The 15,162-nt window shown below is 67.7% G+C and carries 18 protein-coding genes; 1 reads left to right on the forward strand and 17 read right to left on the reverse strand.

Annotated features, from left to right (window positions below):
• Positions 1-7: 7 nt before the first annotated feature.
• The gene (locus ACFQDH_RS02060) at positions 8-526 is read right to left on the reverse strand and encodes a MarR family winged helix-turn-helix transcriptional regulator (protein ID WP_382397995.1); all 519 of its coding nucleotides are present in this window, start codon (positions 524-526) and stop codon (positions 8-10) included.
• Between the two features lie 228 nt (positions 527-754).
• Between ACFQDH_RS02060 and ACFQDH_RS02065 the strand changes: the two genes are divergently transcribed.
• Positions 755-1,312, forward strand: coding sequence for a YceI family protein (locus ACFQDH_RS02065; protein ID WP_382397997.1), 558 nt, complete (start codon positions 755-757; stop codon positions 1,310-1,312).
• A gap of 142 nt (positions 1,313-1,454) precedes the next feature.
• Here ACFQDH_RS02065 and hemB read toward each other — a convergent pair whose 3' ends face one another.
• From hemB to ACFQDH_RS02145, 16 genes are all read right to left on the reverse strand, one after another.
• Positions 1,455-2,477, reverse strand: coding sequence for a porphobilinogen synthase (gene hemB / locus ACFQDH_RS02070; RefSeq protein WP_382397999.1), 1,023 nt, complete (start codon positions 2,475-2,477; stop codon positions 1,455-1,457).
• Positions 2,474-4,111, reverse strand: coding sequence for a bifunctional uroporphyrinogen-III C-methyltransferase/uroporphyrinogen-III synthase (locus ACFQDH_RS02075; RefSeq protein WP_382398001.1), 1,638 nt, complete (start codon positions 4,109-4,111; stop codon positions 2,474-2,476). The genes hemB and ACFQDH_RS02075 overlap by 4 nt, the downstream gene beginning before the upstream one ends.
• Before the next feature lie 4 nt (positions 4,112-4,115).
• Positions 4,116-5,117 (reverse strand): hydroxymethylbilane synthase, encoded by a 1,002-nt coding sequence (hemC, locus tag ACFQDH_RS02080; protein WP_382398003.1) that lies wholly within the window; start codon positions 5,115-5,117, stop codon positions 4,116-4,118.
• Entirely contained in the window at positions 5,114-6,280 is a 1,167-nt protein-coding gene (hemA, locus tag ACFQDH_RS02085) for a glutamyl-tRNA reductase (RefSeq protein ID WP_382398005.1), read from the reverse strand. The genes hemC and hemA overlap by 4 nt, the downstream gene beginning before the upstream one ends.
• A 133-nt stretch (positions 6,281-6,413) precedes the next feature.
• On the reverse strand, positions 6,414-7,154 hold the full coding sequence (locus ACFQDH_RS02090) for a redox-sensing transcriptional repressor Rex (RefSeq protein ID WP_382398007.1): 741 nt from the start codon (positions 7,152-7,154) through the stop codon (positions 6,414-6,416).
• Positions 7,155-7,516: 362 nt separating this feature from the next.
• The gene (locus tag ACFQDH_RS02095; RefSeq protein ID WP_382398009.1) at positions 7,517-7,957 is read right to left on the reverse strand and encodes a GNAT family N-acetyltransferase; all 441 of its coding nucleotides are present in this window, start codon (positions 7,955-7,957) and stop codon (positions 7,517-7,519) included.
• A 184-nt stretch (positions 7,958-8,141) separates the two neighbouring features.
• Entirely contained in the window at positions 8,142-8,408 is a 267-nt protein-coding gene (locus tag ACFQDH_RS02100) for a glutaredoxin family protein (protein ID WP_382398011.1), read from the reverse strand.
• Positions 8,409-8,419: 11 nt separating this feature from the next.
• Positions 8,420-9,676, reverse strand: coding sequence for a lysophospholipid acyltransferase family protein (locus tag ACFQDH_RS02105; protein ID WP_382398013.1), 1,257 nt, complete (start codon positions 9,674-9,676; stop codon positions 8,420-8,422).
• Positions 9,669-10,658 carry an NAD-dependent epimerase/dehydratase family protein gene (locus tag ACFQDH_RS02110; RefSeq protein WP_382398015.1) on the reverse strand — a complete coding sequence of 330 codons (990 nt, stop codon included), beginning with the start codon at positions 10,656-10,658 and terminating at the stop codon, positions 9,669-9,671. Before ACFQDH_RS02110 ends, ACFQDH_RS02105 begins: the two co-directional genes overlap by 8 nt.
• A 150-nt stretch (positions 10,659-10,808) precedes the next feature.
• On the reverse strand, positions 10,809-10,907 hold the full coding sequence (locus ACFQDH_RS02115; protein ID WP_082775156.1) for a 30S ribosomal protein bS22: 99 nt from the start codon (positions 10,905-10,907) through the stop codon (positions 10,809-10,811).
• A gap of 167 nt (positions 10,908-11,074) precedes the next feature.
• Complete coding sequence (locus ACFQDH_RS02120) at positions 11,075-11,275, reverse strand: helix-turn-helix domain-containing protein (protein WP_382398018.1); 201 nt, start codon at positions 11,273-11,275, stop codon at positions 11,075-11,077.
• Positions 11,276-11,501: 226 nt separating this feature from the next.
• Positions 11,502-12,635, reverse strand: coding sequence for an acetoin utilization protein AcuC (locus tag ACFQDH_RS02125; protein ID WP_382404796.1), 1,134 nt, complete (start codon positions 12,633-12,635; stop codon positions 11,502-11,504).
• A gap of 89 nt (positions 12,636-12,724) precedes the next feature.
• Positions 12,725-13,270: a GNAT family N-acetyltransferase gene (locus ACFQDH_RS02130; RefSeq protein WP_382398020.1), complete on the reverse strand. Its 546-nt coding sequence runs from the start codon at positions 13,268-13,270 to the stop codon at positions 12,725-12,727.
• A gap of 82 nt (positions 13,271-13,352) precedes the next feature.
• Positions 13,353-14,192 carry a pyrroline-5-carboxylate reductase gene (gene proC, locus ACFQDH_RS02135; RefSeq protein ID WP_382398022.1) on the reverse strand — a complete coding sequence of 280 codons (840 nt, stop codon included), beginning with the start codon at positions 14,190-14,192 and terminating at the stop codon, positions 13,353-13,355.
• 5 nt (positions 14,193-14,197) lie between these two features.
• Complete coding sequence (locus ACFQDH_RS02140) at positions 14,198-14,848, reverse strand: proline dehydrogenase family protein (protein WP_382404797.1); 651 nt, start codon at positions 14,846-14,848, stop codon at positions 14,198-14,200.
• Complete coding sequence (locus ACFQDH_RS02145) at positions 14,839-15,159, reverse strand: hypothetical protein (protein ID WP_382398024.1); 321 nt, start codon at positions 15,157-15,159, stop codon at positions 14,839-14,841. The genes ACFQDH_RS02140 and ACFQDH_RS02145 overlap by 10 nt, the downstream gene beginning before the upstream one ends.
• Between the last annotated feature and the right edge of the window lie 3 nt (positions 15,160-15,162).

Below are 15,162 nucleotides of genomic sequence, written 5' to 3' on the forward strand. Positions count from 1 at the left end.
CGAAGTCCTACGGGTTGTAGTTGTCGCACTCCGCGCCCAGCAGGTGCGTGCGTACCTTGAGCATCGCCGCGCCGAGCGACTGGAACAACGCCGGGTCCATCTGCCGGATCAGATGCTCCTGGACGCCGGTGACGTGCACCCGAGCCGCGGACCGAACTGCCGCCAGCCCCTCGTCATTCAGCTTCAGTTGTATGCCGCGCCCGTCGTCCGGCGCCGGCCTGCGCTCGACCCAGCCACGCCGGGTCAGCCGGGTGGCGGTGTGGGTGACCCGACTGCGCGATTGCACAGTCTGATCGGCGAGACGACTCATCCGCATCTCCTGGCAGGGAGCCTCGGACAGCATCGACAGCAACTCGTACTCGGCGAGCGACATACCGAGGTCCTGCAGCTCGGCGTCCAAGACGGCCTCGAGCGCGCGGCTGCCGCGCAGGTAGGCACGCCACGCGCGCTGTTCGTCATCGGACAACCACGGGACATCGGCTACCGACGTGGTCGGGCACAGCGGGGCGGAATCGATCTCGGACACCTGCTCAGCATAGAAGTTCATTCGGGACAGACACAGGAAGCTTGGGATGCGTCGGCGTTGCAGGGAGCTTGCGACTCGCAACGCAGACGCAGAACAAGCCTCATAGGTCGGAAAGTCATCTTCGGGCACGGGAATAATTGAAATCTCAACTAGTGTTGTGCATACTGGCTGCCGAGCACGGCGACCACCCCAAGACTTCCACACACAACCGAACCGCTGAGGAGCATCATGAGCAACACCACCACCACCACCACCAACACAACGCTCGACGGCCTGGCCACCGGCACCTGGAACATCGACGCAGCGCACAGCGCGTTCGGTTTCCAGGTCCGCCACCTGATGGTCAGCAAGGTCAAGGGCAAGTTCGACGAGTTCACCGCGACCCTGACCGTCGGTGAGACGCTCGAGGACTCCAGCGTCGAGGCCGAGGTCAAGATGACCTCGATCAACACCGGCGTCGCCGACCGCGACAACCACCTGCGGACCAACGACTTCTTCGAGGTCGAGACCTACCCGACGATGACCTTCAAGTCGACCAAGGTCACCGAGACCGAGCTGACCGGCGACCTGACCATCAAGAACGTCACCAAGCCGGTCACCTTCGACGTCGAGTTCGGTGGCGTCGGCTCCGACCCGTGGGGTGGCACCCGCGCCGGCTTCGAGGCCTCGCTCGAGATCAACCGCAAGGAGTTCGGCGTCGACATCGAGATGCCGCTCCAGGGCGGCGGCGTGGTCGTCGGCGACAAGGTCAAGATCATCCTCGACCTCGAGTTCGTCAAGGCCTGAGCGCCATACTCCCTCAGGTGTGACAGCCTGAGCGACGTCATGCCCACGAACCGCGCGAGCGGGACCGGCACACCCCCGAGTGCCTGGTCCCGCTCGCGTTTTCGTTTGCCGCCCTCCCCCGGCTGGATCCCCCTTCGCCGAGTCAGGCGCCTTGCAGGTGGCGGGCGACCTCGGTCGCGTAGTAGGTCAGGATGATCTGCGCGCCGGCCCGCTTGATCGAGGTGAGCGACTCCAGGACCATGGCGTCGCGGTCGATCCAGCCGTTCGCGCCGGCCGCCTCGATCATCGCCATCTCACCGCTGACCTGGTATGCCGCAACGGGCACGTCACTGACCTCGCGCACGTCACGCAGGATGTCGAGGTAGGGCAGCGCGGGCTTGACCATCACCAGATCGGCGCCCTCGGCGAGGTCGAGCCGCAGCTCGCGCAACGCGTCGGTGCGGTTGGCCGAGTCCTGCTGGTAGGTGCGCCGGTCGCCGTCCAGCGCCGACTCGACCGCTTCGCGGAACGGCCCGTATGCCGCGGAGGCGTACTTCACGGCATACGCGAGGATGCCGACGTCGGTGTGCCCCGCTTCGTCAAGAGCGCGCCGTATGACGCCCACCTGGCCGTCCATCATCCCGGACGGGCCGACGAGGTGCACGCCTGCTTCGGCATGCGCGATCGCCATCTCGGCATACCGCTGCAGGGTGGCGTCGTTGTCGACGCGTCCCTGCGAGTCGAGCACGCCGCAGTGCCCGTGGGAGGTGAATTCGTCCAGGCACAGGTCCGACATCAGAACCGTGTCGTCGCCGAGCTCGTCCCGCAGCCGCCGCAGGGCGATGTTCAGGATGCCGTCGGGATCCGTTGCGCCAGAACCGGTTTCGTCACGCTGCGCCGGCACGCCGAAGATCATCAGCCCACCGACGCCGGCGTCGACCGCCTCACGGGCGGCCTTGACCAGCGAGTCCAGCGTGTGCTGCTCGACGCCCGGCATCGACTGCAGCGGGACCGGGGCGTCGATGCCCTCCTTGACGAACATCGGCAACACCAGGTCGGCCGGATTCAGCCGGGTCTCAGCGACCAGCCGGCGCATCGCCGGAGTGGTCCGCAGCCGCCGCGGACGGGCGGAACCCGCGGGCAAGGCCCACGGGTTCCCGCTCGCTGCACTGTGCCTGGGGCTCATCGTGAAGCCTTGGCCTTGCGCCGCGACGAAGCCTTCCGCTCGCTCGGACGACGCACCTGGTCGCCGTTCTCGGCTGCGGTCAGCGCCAGGCCCCGGCCGTAGTCCGCGAGCGCCTCGACCAGCGCTTCGGCGCTCGGCTCCGCGGCCAGCACGTCGACGCGCAGGCCGTGTTCCTCGGCAGTCTTGGCAGTGGCCGGGCCGATGCAGGCGATGACCGTGGTGGCGTGCGGCTTCCCAGCGATACCAACCAGATTGCGCACCGTCGAGCTCGACGTGAAGCACACCGCGTCGAACTTGCCGGTCTTGATCGCCTCGCGTACCTCGGGTGCCGGCGGAGCGGCGCGCACGGTCCGGTATGCCGTGACGTCGTCGACCTCCCAGCCCATGTCCTGCAGCCCGGCGACCAGCGTGTCGGTGGCGATGTCGGCGCGCGGCAGGAAGACCCGGTTGATGGGGTCGAGCACGTCGTCATACGGCGGCCAGTCCTCGAGCAGGCCCTTGGCGGACTGCTCGTTGCTCGGCACGAGGTCGGGCTCCAGGCCCCACTCGCGCAGCGACTCGGCGGTCACGCCGCCGACTGCTGCGATCTTCAGACCGGCGAATGCCCTTGCGTCCAAACCGAATTCGACGAACTTCTCGCGCACCGCGCGAACGGCGTTGGCGGAAGTGAAACCGATCCACTCGTAGCGGCCGGTCACCAGGCCCTTGATCGCGCGCTCCATCTGCTGCGGGGTCCGCGGGGGCTCCACGCTGATGGTCGGGACGACGTCACTCGCCGCGCCGTGCGATGCGAGGCGGTCGGTCATCGTGCCGGACTGCTCCTTGGTGCGCGGCACCAGGACGTTCCAGCCGAAGAGCGGCTTGGTCTCCCACCAGGACAACTGCTCGCGCAGGCCGACGACCGAGCCGACGACCGCGACGACCTGGCCGGTCAGCGGCTGGGACTTCAGCGCACCGGCGACCTCGCCGAGGGTGGTGACGCGCGTCGCCTGACGGATGGTGGTGCCTTCGGTGCTCAACGACACCGGGGTCTCGGCGCTGCGGCCGGCGGCCAGCAGCTTCGCCAGCCCGGCGGGGACCGACTCGGCGGTGCCGAGGACGACGGCGGTGGCGTCGTTCGCGACGGCACTGCTCCAGTCGGTCTTGTCGTCAGCGGCCGACAGCACGTGCACTGTGCGCGCACCGCTGCCGACCAGCGGGATGCCTGCGTATGACGGCACCGCGCTGACCGCGCTGACGCCCGGCACGATCTCGAAGGCGATGTCGGCCTTGTGGCAGGCGACCGACTCCTCGGCCAGACCGTTGAAGGTGGCAGGGTCGCCGTCCATCAGGCGAACGACCAGTCCGGCCGTGTCGTCGGCGCGAGCGGCCGCCTTCGCGGTGCGCACGACGAGCTTCGCGCGGGACGCGGTGGTGAGGGTCTGCCCCGTTTCACCGTGACCGGCGTCGACGATCTCGACTCCTTCGCGGGCGAACTCCGCGACGAAGTCCTCCCGGGCGATCTGGTCGATGATGATCACGTCGGCCGCGCGCAGCAACTTGGCCGCCCGGACGGTGATCAGTGACGGGTCACCCGGCCCGGAGCCGATGAAGGCAACCTGAGGCAGGGTCTTGCGGGTCTTTGTTGTGCTCACTTCTTCACGCTCCGCGGCGCTGGGGGTGTTGGACGGTGACGGGATCTGCGTCCCTTGGTAAGAGTCCGCCGGGTGTCGGCTCTGGTGCTTGCCCATCCGATGTGAACGCTTCCAGCGCCCCATCGGCGAGCAGTAACTCCGCGACGTCGTGACCGAGTTGTTCTGGATGGTCGAACGGTCCGGTCTGTGACCGCCGCAGGTCGAAGGTGCCGTCGGTGCGACCGACGAATGCGCGCAATGAGATCTCGAGGCTGCCGTCGAGGTCCTCGCTGATCTCCGCGAGCGCGCCGAGCGGAGCCGAGCAGCCGGCTTCGAGCCGAGAGAGCACGGCTCGCTCGGCGGTGACCGCAGCGCGGGTGTCTGCGTCGTCGAGTCCTCGCACGACGTCATACAAGGCGGTGTCGTCGGCGCGGATCTCGAGCGCCAGGGCGCCCTGGCCGGGCGCGGGCAACATCTGCAATGGGTCGATCGTCTCGGTGATCTCGTCAAGGCGGCCGACTCGCGACAGACCGGCGCGGGCCAGCACGATGCCGTCGAGCTCGCCATGACGGACGTAGTCGATCCGGCGGTCGATGTTGCCGCGGACCTCTCGGGTCACGAGGCCGAGTCCGAGCGCGGCAAGCTGAGCCGCGCGACGCGGCGAACCACCGACAACAGCGCCGGGCGACAACTCACCGAGCGTCAGTCCGTCGCGGGCGATCAGCGCGTCGCGTGCGTCTTCACGAGGAGGTATGGCGGCAATGGTCAGACCGGGAGCCGGCGCCGTCGGCAGATCCTTGAGGGAGTGCACCGTCAGGTCGATCTCGTTGTTGCGCAACGCATTTCGTATGGCGGTGGCAAACACACCGGTGCCGCCCAACTGGGTGAGCGGAGCACGGTTGGTGTCACCCTCGGTGACGATCTCGACGACCTCGATGTCGTGACCGAGCGCGCGCAACTCGTCGGCGATCAGGCCGGTCTGGGTCAGCGCGAGCTTGCTGCGCCGGGAGCCGATGACAATCTTCATCGCGACTCACCCCCTGCGGGTTCACCGTGCGGAATCTGCGCAACACGGGTCTCGTGCGGGTCCAGGTCGAAGAGCATCCGCAGCAGTGCGGCGTAGTCCTGGCCGCCCTGCTCCTCGCCGGCGAGTTGCTTGATGCGCACGGTGGGCGTGTGCAGGATCTTCTCCACCACGCGGTGCACGGTCATCTGCACCTGCGCTGCGTCGTGCTCGGACAGGTCGGCGCGCTGGTCGAGGCGAGTCAACTCGGCGGCCACCACATCGGCTGCGCGCTTGCGCAACTCGGCGACAGCCGGTGCGACGGCAGCGGCACGACGGGCCACGAGGAACTCCGCGACCTCCGCACTCACCAGATCGTGCGCCGCTGTCACCTGGGTCTTCTCGGCATCCTCGGCGACTGCCGCGCTGAGGTCTTCGAGGGAGACCAGGGCGATGCCGGGCACGGTCAGCAGCCGCGGGTCCACATCGCGAGGCAATGCGAGATCGACCAGCAGAGTAGGAGTTTCGGAGGCAGCGACGTTGTCGACGTCGAGCACGTGCCCGACGGCGCCGGTGCAGGAGATCACCAGGTCCGCGTCCGCGACGGCCGCCGTCAGGTCGGCCCAGTCGCGCGCGACTCCTCCGGTCGCCTGCGCGAGGCGATCAGCCTTGCCCGGCGTGCGGTTGATGATGGTGAGGTGGCCGACACCGGCACGGGCCAGGGTGTGTGCCGCCAGGCCGCTCATCGCCCCGGCGCCGACGACCAGCGCACGCTGCTCGCCCAACTCGCCGAGAGTGGACTGCGCGACGACCAGCGACCGCTCCACGAGGGACCGGCTGACGGTGTCGATGTCGGTCTCGGTGTGGACCCGCTTGCCGACCCGCAGCGCGTGCTGCATGAGTGCCGACAGCGACGGGTCCAGATGTCCGCCGTCCTGCGCGGCGCGCAGTGCCTCGCGTAGTTGGCCGAGGATCTGTGCCTCACCGACGGCGACCGAGTCGAGGCCGGAGGCGACCTGGAAGGCGTGCGCAACGGCGCGGTCCTCGAAGTGCACGTAGAGGTGATCGCGCAGCTGCCCGACCGCCAAACCGGTTGTGGCAGCGAGGGATTCGGTGATGCCGGTGACCGCGCCGTGGAAGGTCTCGACATCGGCGTAGATCTCGACGCGGTTGCAGGTGGAGACCACGACGCTGGCATTGACATGCTCGTTGAGGTCGAGGAGTCGACCAGCCGATCGGCCTGCTCCCCGGTCAGCACGACCCGCTCGAGAAGATCGACACCGGTCGTGCGGTGCGACATACCGATCACGATGAGGCTGCTCACGGCGCCTCACCCCACGAAGTTCTCCGCTCCTTCGTCGCTCCGATACTTCGCGCGGACCCCGAGTCCTTCGACACGAAATGCCTTGAGGAGAGTTCGCCATCCCGACCACGCTGTTCGTGGAAGGCGAGGATCTGGAGCTCGGTCGCGAGGTCGACCTTGCGGACTTCAACACCGTCCGGGACGGTGATCACGCACGGGGCGAAGTTGAGAATGGAGCGCACCCCGAGCGCGACCGCCTGGTCGGCCGCCTGCTGCGCCGCGTGCGGCGGGGTGGCCAGCACCGCGATGATGCTCTCGGGCGCCTGCTTGGCCAGGTCGGCGAAATCGATGACCTGCAGTCCGGCGATCTCGGTGCCGATCACTGCCGGGTCCTCGTCGACCAGCCACCGGACGCTGAAACCGCGCGTCGCGAACCCGCCGTATGCCGCAAGTGCATGACCCAGGTTGCCCATGCCGATGATGGCGACGGACCAGTCGTGATGCAGGCCGAGCTCGCGGGAGATCTCTTCGGAGAGACGGCCGACGTCATACCCGACGCCGCGCACGCCATACGAACCGAGGTGGGAGAGATCCTTGCGCAATCCGGTGGAGCGAACACCTGCTGCTTCGGAGAGCGCCTCGGAGGAGATGACCTCGACTCCACGGGCTCCCAGGCTCCGCAACGCGCGTAGATAGAGAGGTAGCCTGGCCACGGTGGCTTCCGGGATCTCCCGGCGGGCGGCCGATGCGGTGCTCAATGCGCTCCGACTCCTCCATGCGCTGCGGGACAGGCGTATACCAAACGCCGGCCACAGAGGATCAATGACCCCCTGACTGTAGGTCTTTGTGAACGCGGGCACAAAGTCGCAAATTCCTGACAAAAGTGCTAGACGGGGGCGGCCTCACCTGCCGACGGTGCTCGTGGTAGCGAAGTGGCCTCGTCGGCGCGGTGTCAACGCCTGCTGCGACAACGGTCTCGGCGGTTGAAACGCCCGTCTCGCGGGCTGGGCGGTTGAGTGCCGACCAGTGGCGACGCCGACCCATGCCGAGAGGTCGATGGATGTCGTGAGACGGCGCTCTCGCAGCGTCTATTGACCTCTCGGCGCGTGATCGGGCCCGCTCAGCGCTCCAGCGTGAACAGGTCACGCGGACTACCGTCCGGCGCCAAGCCAGTGGCCCCGTGATCGACGAAGCCGAGTCCTCGGTATAGCGAACGGGCAGGGTCACCGCCATCGACCTCACGACTGAACGTGACCACCCCGACGTCCCCTTCTGGCCAACGCTCAAGCGCGGTGCGAACCAGCGCGGCACCGATTCCCTGTCTGCGCGCACTGTGGCGAACCGCGAGCCAATTGATGTGGTGCGCTTTGTCGTCCCGGCTGAGCAACATTCCCCCAGTTACGACGCTGCCGTGCGTGACGACGAAAGCGGTGCCGCGCGCAATGCCCCGGCGTACGTGCTGCTCGAAGTCCGGCATCGGCCCGAAAAGTGGCGTTACCTCCTCGGCGAGGCTCAGCCATGAAGTGACGTGCTCCGCTCTCGCAGTTTCGACCTCGGCCACTCGCGCAAACGAGGGACCGCTCACCACGGATTGGGGAACGCAAGCGGCATACCTGCGGGGCCCAGGCGGCCTCATTGTCGACGTATGCCGCGACGCATGACTACATCCACCGAGAGGTCGATGGATGTCGTGCGACGGCGCTCTCGCAGCGTCTATTGACCTCTCGACGCGTGATCGGGCGCGCTCAGCGCTTGCCGAACAACTTCCGCCGCCGCGAGAGCGCCTTGCGCAGCCGCTGCTCGTCGACGCGCCAGTAGTCGTGCTGCTTGCCGTCGACGAGGGTGACCGGGATCTGTTCGGCGTATGACGCCATCAGCTCCGGCTCGTCGAGGATGTTCCGCTCGACGAAACTCTCCCCCGTGTCGGCACAGACTCGCTCGATGACCGCACGCGCGTCGTCGCACAGGTGGCAGTCGGGCTTGCCGATGAGCTCGATGCGGGGTTGTGACATACCGAAGGAACTCAGAAGAACACCGAACGACGTTGCAGCAGAAGCGAATACAGCGACTGCTGGATGGTCTCGCGGACCTGGTCGGTGAGGTCGAAGACCAGCATCGGGTCATCCGCGGCCGCGGCGCCGTAGGTGTCGGTGTTGACCGGGGCACCGAACTCGATGATCCACTTGCTGGGCAACGGGATCAGTCCGGCCAGGCCGAGCAGCGGGAAGAACGGCGTCACCGGGAAATAGGGGAAGCCGAGCGTCCGCGCCAGCCCTTTGACATTTCCGATCATCGGGAAGATCTCCTCGGCGCCGACGATCGCGCACGGGATGATCGGCACCTCGGCGCGCAGTGCGGCGGACACGAAGCCGCCGCGGCCGAAACGCTGCAGCTTGTAACGCTCGGAGAACGGCTTGCCGACGCCCTTGAATCCCTCGGGATAGACGGCGGCCAACTCGCCCGCGGCGAAGAGCCGCTCGATGTCCGGGTTGGACGCCAGCGTGGTGCCCGACTTGCGGCTCAGCTCACCGATCAGCGGCGACTCGAAGACCAGGTCGGCACCGAGCATCCGCACATGCCGGTGCTTCGGGTGCTCGTCATGTATGGCGACCTGGGTCATCAGGCCGTCGATCGGCAGGGTGCCGGAGTGGTTGGCGACGACCAGCGCGGCGCCTTCGTCCGGGATGTTCTCGATGCCGCGGACCTCGACGCGGAACCACCGCTTGTAGAGCGGCCGGAGCATCGGCAGCCAGACCTGGTCGGTGAATTCCTTGTCGAAGCCGAAGTCGTCGATCTCATAGTCGCCGGTCATCCGGCGGCGCAAGAACGCGAGCGCCTGCGCGATGCGACGCTCGAGATCGTCGCCTTCGATGCCCACGAGGCCGCCGGCCTTACGCAGACCCTCGACCAGGACATTGACGACACCCTCGAAGTCGGACGCGCTCGCGATCGGCTCCGCGACCTCCGGCGGGTCGGGCACGACCCGCAGCGACGGCACGCTGCCGGATGGCGCGTGCTCGCCGTGATGCGCAGAAGTGCGGTGCGCGGTTGCGCCGATGTGCTTGCGGGACGGGCGGGTGCTCGCCGCAGCATGGGTATGGCGTGGGCTTGCCGCCGGCGCCGGAGCGGGCCGTTTGGCAGCGGGCTGCTTCGCCGGGGCAGTCTTCTTGGCCGGGGCTGCCTTCTTCGCAGGGGATTTCTTGGCCGCAGTCTTCTTCGCGGCGCTCTTGGCGGCCGGACTGGACTTCTTGGCCGGGGCCTTCTTGGCGGGTTCAGACACGTGCTTCTCCCAGGTTGGCGGCATGGCGACGGCCGGGTGCGCCCAGGACTTCGCGGAACGCGTCTCGGGTGGTGTGCTCCGGCGTGAAGTCGAGCATGGTGCGCATGCGAGTGGTGTCCATGCCGCGGCCGAATTGCAGGAATTGCATCTGCTCGGCGTCGAAAGCACCACTGCCACCGAGCATTCCGCTGAGCTGTTGCATCACCGACGCGGACTGTGCGAGCACCGGGATGGCCGGCTTGCCCGCGATGCGGGCGGCCTGTCGCACGGTGAGCATGCCGTCACCTGCGACATTGATCGTGCCGGACAGGTCCTGTGCGTTCGCCGTTCGCTGCAGCACAGCGACGGCATCATCAATGTGCAGGACCTGGAATCGGCCGTCGAACCCCAGCGGCACCGGAAGCGCTGGCAATGCGAAGTATTCGGAGAACGTCGTGCGCAAGCCCCGGCCGACGAGGTTCGCCATACGCAGCGTGGTGACGCCGATGTCGGGTCGGCGCCGGGCGAGCCCACGGACGTAGGTCTCGACCTCGACCGAGTCGCGGCCGAAACCACCTGTCGGGTTCCGGCGGGCGCCCATGTCCTCGGTGAACATCGCCGGGTCCCGTGGTGACGCACCGTAGACGGAGGACGACGACTTGACGACGAGTCGCTCGACGGAGTCGGCCTTCTGGCACGCGGCGAGCAGCTGCATCGTGCCGATGACGTTGATCTCCTTCTGCAGGGTGCGACCGCCGGCCTGCTTGGGCGTCATGATGACGCCCAGATGCAGAACCGTGTCGACCTTCTCCTGCTCGAGGATCTTGCCCATGATCGGGTTGCGGATGTCGGCCCGGATGAATTCCGCGCGGCCGAGGCTGTGCAACGGTGGGACCGTGTCGATCGCGATGACGCGCTCGAGCGTCGGGTCGGCCGCGAGCGCGCGGCACGTCATACCGCCCACCAGCCGGGACACACCCGTGACCAGGACAACCCGACCCATTGACCCTCCTCTGTGACACGTGGCTCCGCTGCGATTCTATCCGGCCCACATGTGCGCAACATGCGTCGCGGTATGACGAAGCCCCGGTGCCGTGCAAAACGGTCCGGGGCTCGTGCGTCGGCCTTGGGCGACCTGCGGCCGCCGTAGCGCTTACTTCTTGTTGCGACGCTGGTGACGCGTCTTGCGAAGCAGCTTGCGGTGCTTCTTCTTGGCCATCCGCTTACGGCGCTTCTTGACGACTGAACCCATGCGTACGCTCTTCCTGAATCTGCTGAATGGAACCGGTGGGCTGTGGCGCCCTACCGGTCGCGAAGCCTCGATGTATCGCGTCCGCAGTGGGACGCGATCCGCCGCCCAAGGCTACGCCATGGCTGGGACCGCCGACGAATCGAGGGCGGTCGCTGGGACTGCTGTGGTCAGGCAGTGCCCATGTAGGACTGGCTGAGATATTCGGAAACCGCGTCCTCGGGCACGCGGAAGGATCGACCGACCCGCACGGCCGGCAGCTCGCCCGAGTGCACCAGCCGGTAGACCGTCATCTTCGACACCCGCATGATGGCGGCGACTTCGGCCACGGTCATGAATGTGACCTCGCCAGGCTGGCGCTCTTCGGTCATGGCAGTTGCCAACCCTTCTCCTACGACACAGATGTCGACCCGAGCTGCAAGTCGCTCCGGGCGTCTCACAGGTGTTCTGCTGGGCAACGATAGAGGGTCGGGAGTGTCTGTGGAAAGTCTGAGTGTGCGAAAAGTCCACCTGACACGCCGATACAGGTGAGAAAAATGTGGCGATCTTCCCGCTGAGCCGCATGTCTCGGGCGTTACGGGTGTGACGAAAGACGGTTCAGTCGAACCACACGTCGAGGCCGTGCGAGGGGAAAATTGCTTCCCGGGTCGCCAGGACCGACTGGTCGATGGCGTCGTCGGGGTCGACGCCGGACTCCCAGGAGCGCCACCAGACGTGACCGTTCTCGGCCTGCCCGTCGCCCATCCGAGGCGGCCCGGGCCGGTCAAAGGTGCGCTGGACGTGCTCGCGCCATACGGCAGGAACCTCGGTCTCCAGATCGATCGGGCGGTGTGCGGCGATGGCGGTGAGGTGGGTCCAGGCGCGCGGAACGACATCGATGAGCTCGTAGCCGCCGCCGCCTAGCGCGATCCACTTCCCGCCGGTGAGCTCGTGGGCGAGCTCGTGCAACGTCTGGTATGCCGTGCGCTGTGCGTCGATCGACAGGGCCATGTGCGCCAGCGGGTCCGCGTAGTGGGAGTCGCAGCCCTGCTGGGTGACCAGCACCTGCGGCTCGAACTCGCGCAGCAGCGGCGGCACGACGGCGTGCAGCGCGCGCAGCCAGCCGGCGTCCCGAGCACCGGGTGGCAGTGCGATATTGACCGCGCTGCCCTCTGCATCCGGGCCGCCGACGTCGCCGGGAAAACCGGTGCCAGGAAACAGGACTCGACCGGTTTCGTGGATCGAGATGGTCAGCACCCGCGGGTCGTTCCAGAAGGCACGCTCGACCCCGTCACCGTGATGTACGTCGACATCGACGTAGGCGACGCGTTCGGCGCCGTTGTCCAGCAGCCACTGGATGGCGAGTGCGGCGTCGTTGTAGATGCAGAAGCCGGATGCCTTCCCGGGCATCGCGTGGTGCAGGCCGCCGCAGAAGTTGACGCCGTGGTCGATCTCGCCGCGCCATACGTCCTGGGCGATGCGTACCGTCGAGCCGGCGATCAACGACGCCGCGTCGTGCATGCCGGCGAAGGCCGGGTCGTCCTCGGTCCCCAAGCCGTATGCCGGATCCGCCGCCGACGGGTCGGCCGACGCGGCACGCACCGCGTCGATGTAGTCCGAGTTGTGCACCCAGGACAGGAACGCATCGCTGCCGCCGGGCATCGACGGCGCCACCACCTCGAGACCCGGAGCGTCGAAAACGCCCAGCTCACGGCACAATCGGGCCGTCAGGTCCAGCCGGATCGGGTTCATCGGGTGCTGCGAGCCGAAGTTGTAGGCCGACAACTCCTCGCCCCAAACGACTCGCACGCGGAGGTCGGCGGCGGTCACGGCAGGGTCGCTCAGAGCACCGAGCTCGGCACCGCGCCCGGGTCGTCGCCCAGCGGGTAGACCATCGCCATTTCGTTCTCGGAGACATCTCCGTCGTCGGAGGACGAGCTCTGCATCGGTCGTCGGCCGTCGGTCGGGCGGAAACCGAAGCTGGACGCGAAGGCGACGGCACGACCGTTGTCGGTGCCGACCCAATAGAGGACGAAGTCGAAGTTGTCCTGGCGGGCCTGCCGCACGCCGGCGTCAACGAGCTTCCAGGCGACACCCTTGCCACGCAGCTCCGGGTCGACCCAGAGGCCGAAGAGCTCACTGACCCTGTCGTCGTTGTTCTCCGGCTTGCTGCCGACCGAGACGACTCCGACGACCTTGCCGCCGTCTTCGGCGACAAGGCGGCGGGACCGCTTCAGGCGGGCCTGCCACAGCTCGTCGTCGAACTTCTCCTCCTGCGAAACCGACGCCGCAAAGGCGTCGGGCGCTTCGCGCAGGGCCGTCAGTCGAACGTCCCGGTAAACCTGCCAGTCCTCATCCCCGAGGGCGCGCACCGTGATGTCAGTCATGGGCACAACTCTCCCATGTATCGCTCGTCGGCGGTCACGAGGTGCGGTGAACGGAGGGGGCTGGGTCGATAACGATTGGTCTTCAGCCCTGTCCGGATGCCAACTCCGCAGAGCGCCGAGCGGCCGCCTCCATGGCGGTCACGAACGCCGCCCGAACCTTGTGGTCGTCCAGCTGCCGCAGCGCCGCGACGGTGGTGCCGCCGGGGCTGGACACCCGCTCGCGCAGCAGGGTCGGGTGATCACCGGTCTCCTTGAGCATGGTCGCGGCGCCATACAGCGTCTGGACGACGAGCTCGGTCGCCGTGGCGCGGGTGATGCCGAGCAGCACACCGGCCTCGACCATCGCTTCCACGACATAGAAGACGTATGCCGGGCCGCTGCCGCTGATCGCGGTGACCGCGTCGAGCTGGCTCTCCGGCACCGCGATCACCTTGCCGGACGAGCTCAGCAGCGCTTGCGCCTCCGCCAGCTGGCTCTCCTCGCAGTGCGTGCCCGCGCTGACCGCCGACATACCTTCGCCGACCAGCGCGGGGGTGTTGGGCATGACCCGCACGACCGGGGTGCCCGCGGGCAGGTGCTCCTCGAGGTATGCCGTGGTGAGGCCGGCCGCCACCGAGATGACCAGGGCGTCCGACTCCAGGTGAGCGCCCACCTCGTCGAGCAGCGCACTCATGTCCTTCGGCTTCACGGCGAGTATGACCCTGCTCGCGCCCGCGACGGCTTCGGCGACCGAGCCGGCCTGGACGCCATACTTCTCGGCGACTTCGGCCTGCCGGTCAGAGCTGTGGTCGGAGACGACGATCTGGGCCGGTCGGCCTTCTCGGACCAGCCCGGCGAGCAGCGCCTCCCCCATCATGCCGACCCCGAGGAACGCGATGCGCTTCCCCACGAATTCGCTTGACTGCTCAGCAGTTTCGGGCATCTCGGTCAACCTTTCGTGGAGCCGGAACGTAGGAAGGGCATCGTGTCGGAGGGACGCTCGGCCATTCGGTGCATGGCGTAGCTGTACCAGCGGCGTTGGTCGCCATACGGGACGTAGACGCGCAGCCGGTGCCCGGCTTCTGCGAGTCGCAGCTGCTCGTCCGGCCGGATGCCGAAAAACATTTGGAACTCGAAGGATTCGGGCGCTCGCAGCTCCTTGTCGGCCAGCGATCGGCTGATGTCGATGATGTCGGCGTCGTGGGTGGCCAGCATCGGGTAACCGTTGCCCTCCAGCAACACCTTCGCGCAGCGCACGTAGGACCGTCGCACGTCCTGTTTGTCCTGGTAGGCAACGGAATCCGGCTGCGGGTAGGCGGCCCCCTTGCACAGGCGAACGCGGCTGCCGGCGGTTGCCAGATCACGACAGTCCGCCTCGGTGCGGCGCAGGTCGGCCAGAAACACCGCACCGACCCACGGGAAATCTGCCCGCAGGTCGCGCACGACTCCGAGAGTCGAGTCGACGGCGGTGCGGTCCTCCATGTCGATGGTGACCGTCGTGCCGGCAGCGGCGGCCGCCTCACAGATCTGCCGGGCGTTGTCGAGTGCGATCTTTTCGCCGTCCTCGGGCAGCCCCCGACCGACGGCACTCAGCTTGATGCTGACCTCGGCGGCGCCGCCCTTCGTCGCGCCCTCCCCTGCAGTGCCCGCAGCACGGCCAAGTAAGCGTCCCGGTTGCGGCTCGCCTGTGCGACGTCGACGGTCTCCTCCCCGAGGAAGCTGACCGTAGCGAGCCGCCCGCTCGCCAGCAGGTCGGTGGCAGCGGTCACGCCGGATTCGGTGTCCTCCCCCGCGACAAGGCGGAGCAATGCCGAACGGCTGACCGGCGTGCGCTCGACCACTCGGCGCACGGAATCACTGCGGCTCAGGCCGAGCAGTCCCTGTCGCAATGCTGCGCTGGGGTCGATCACGGG

Source organism: Flexivirga alba (assembly GCF_042661025.1).
In the GTDB taxonomy this organism is placed as follows: domain Bacteria; phylum Actinomycetota; class Actinomycetes; order Actinomycetales; family Dermatophilaceae; genus Flexivirga; species Flexivirga alba.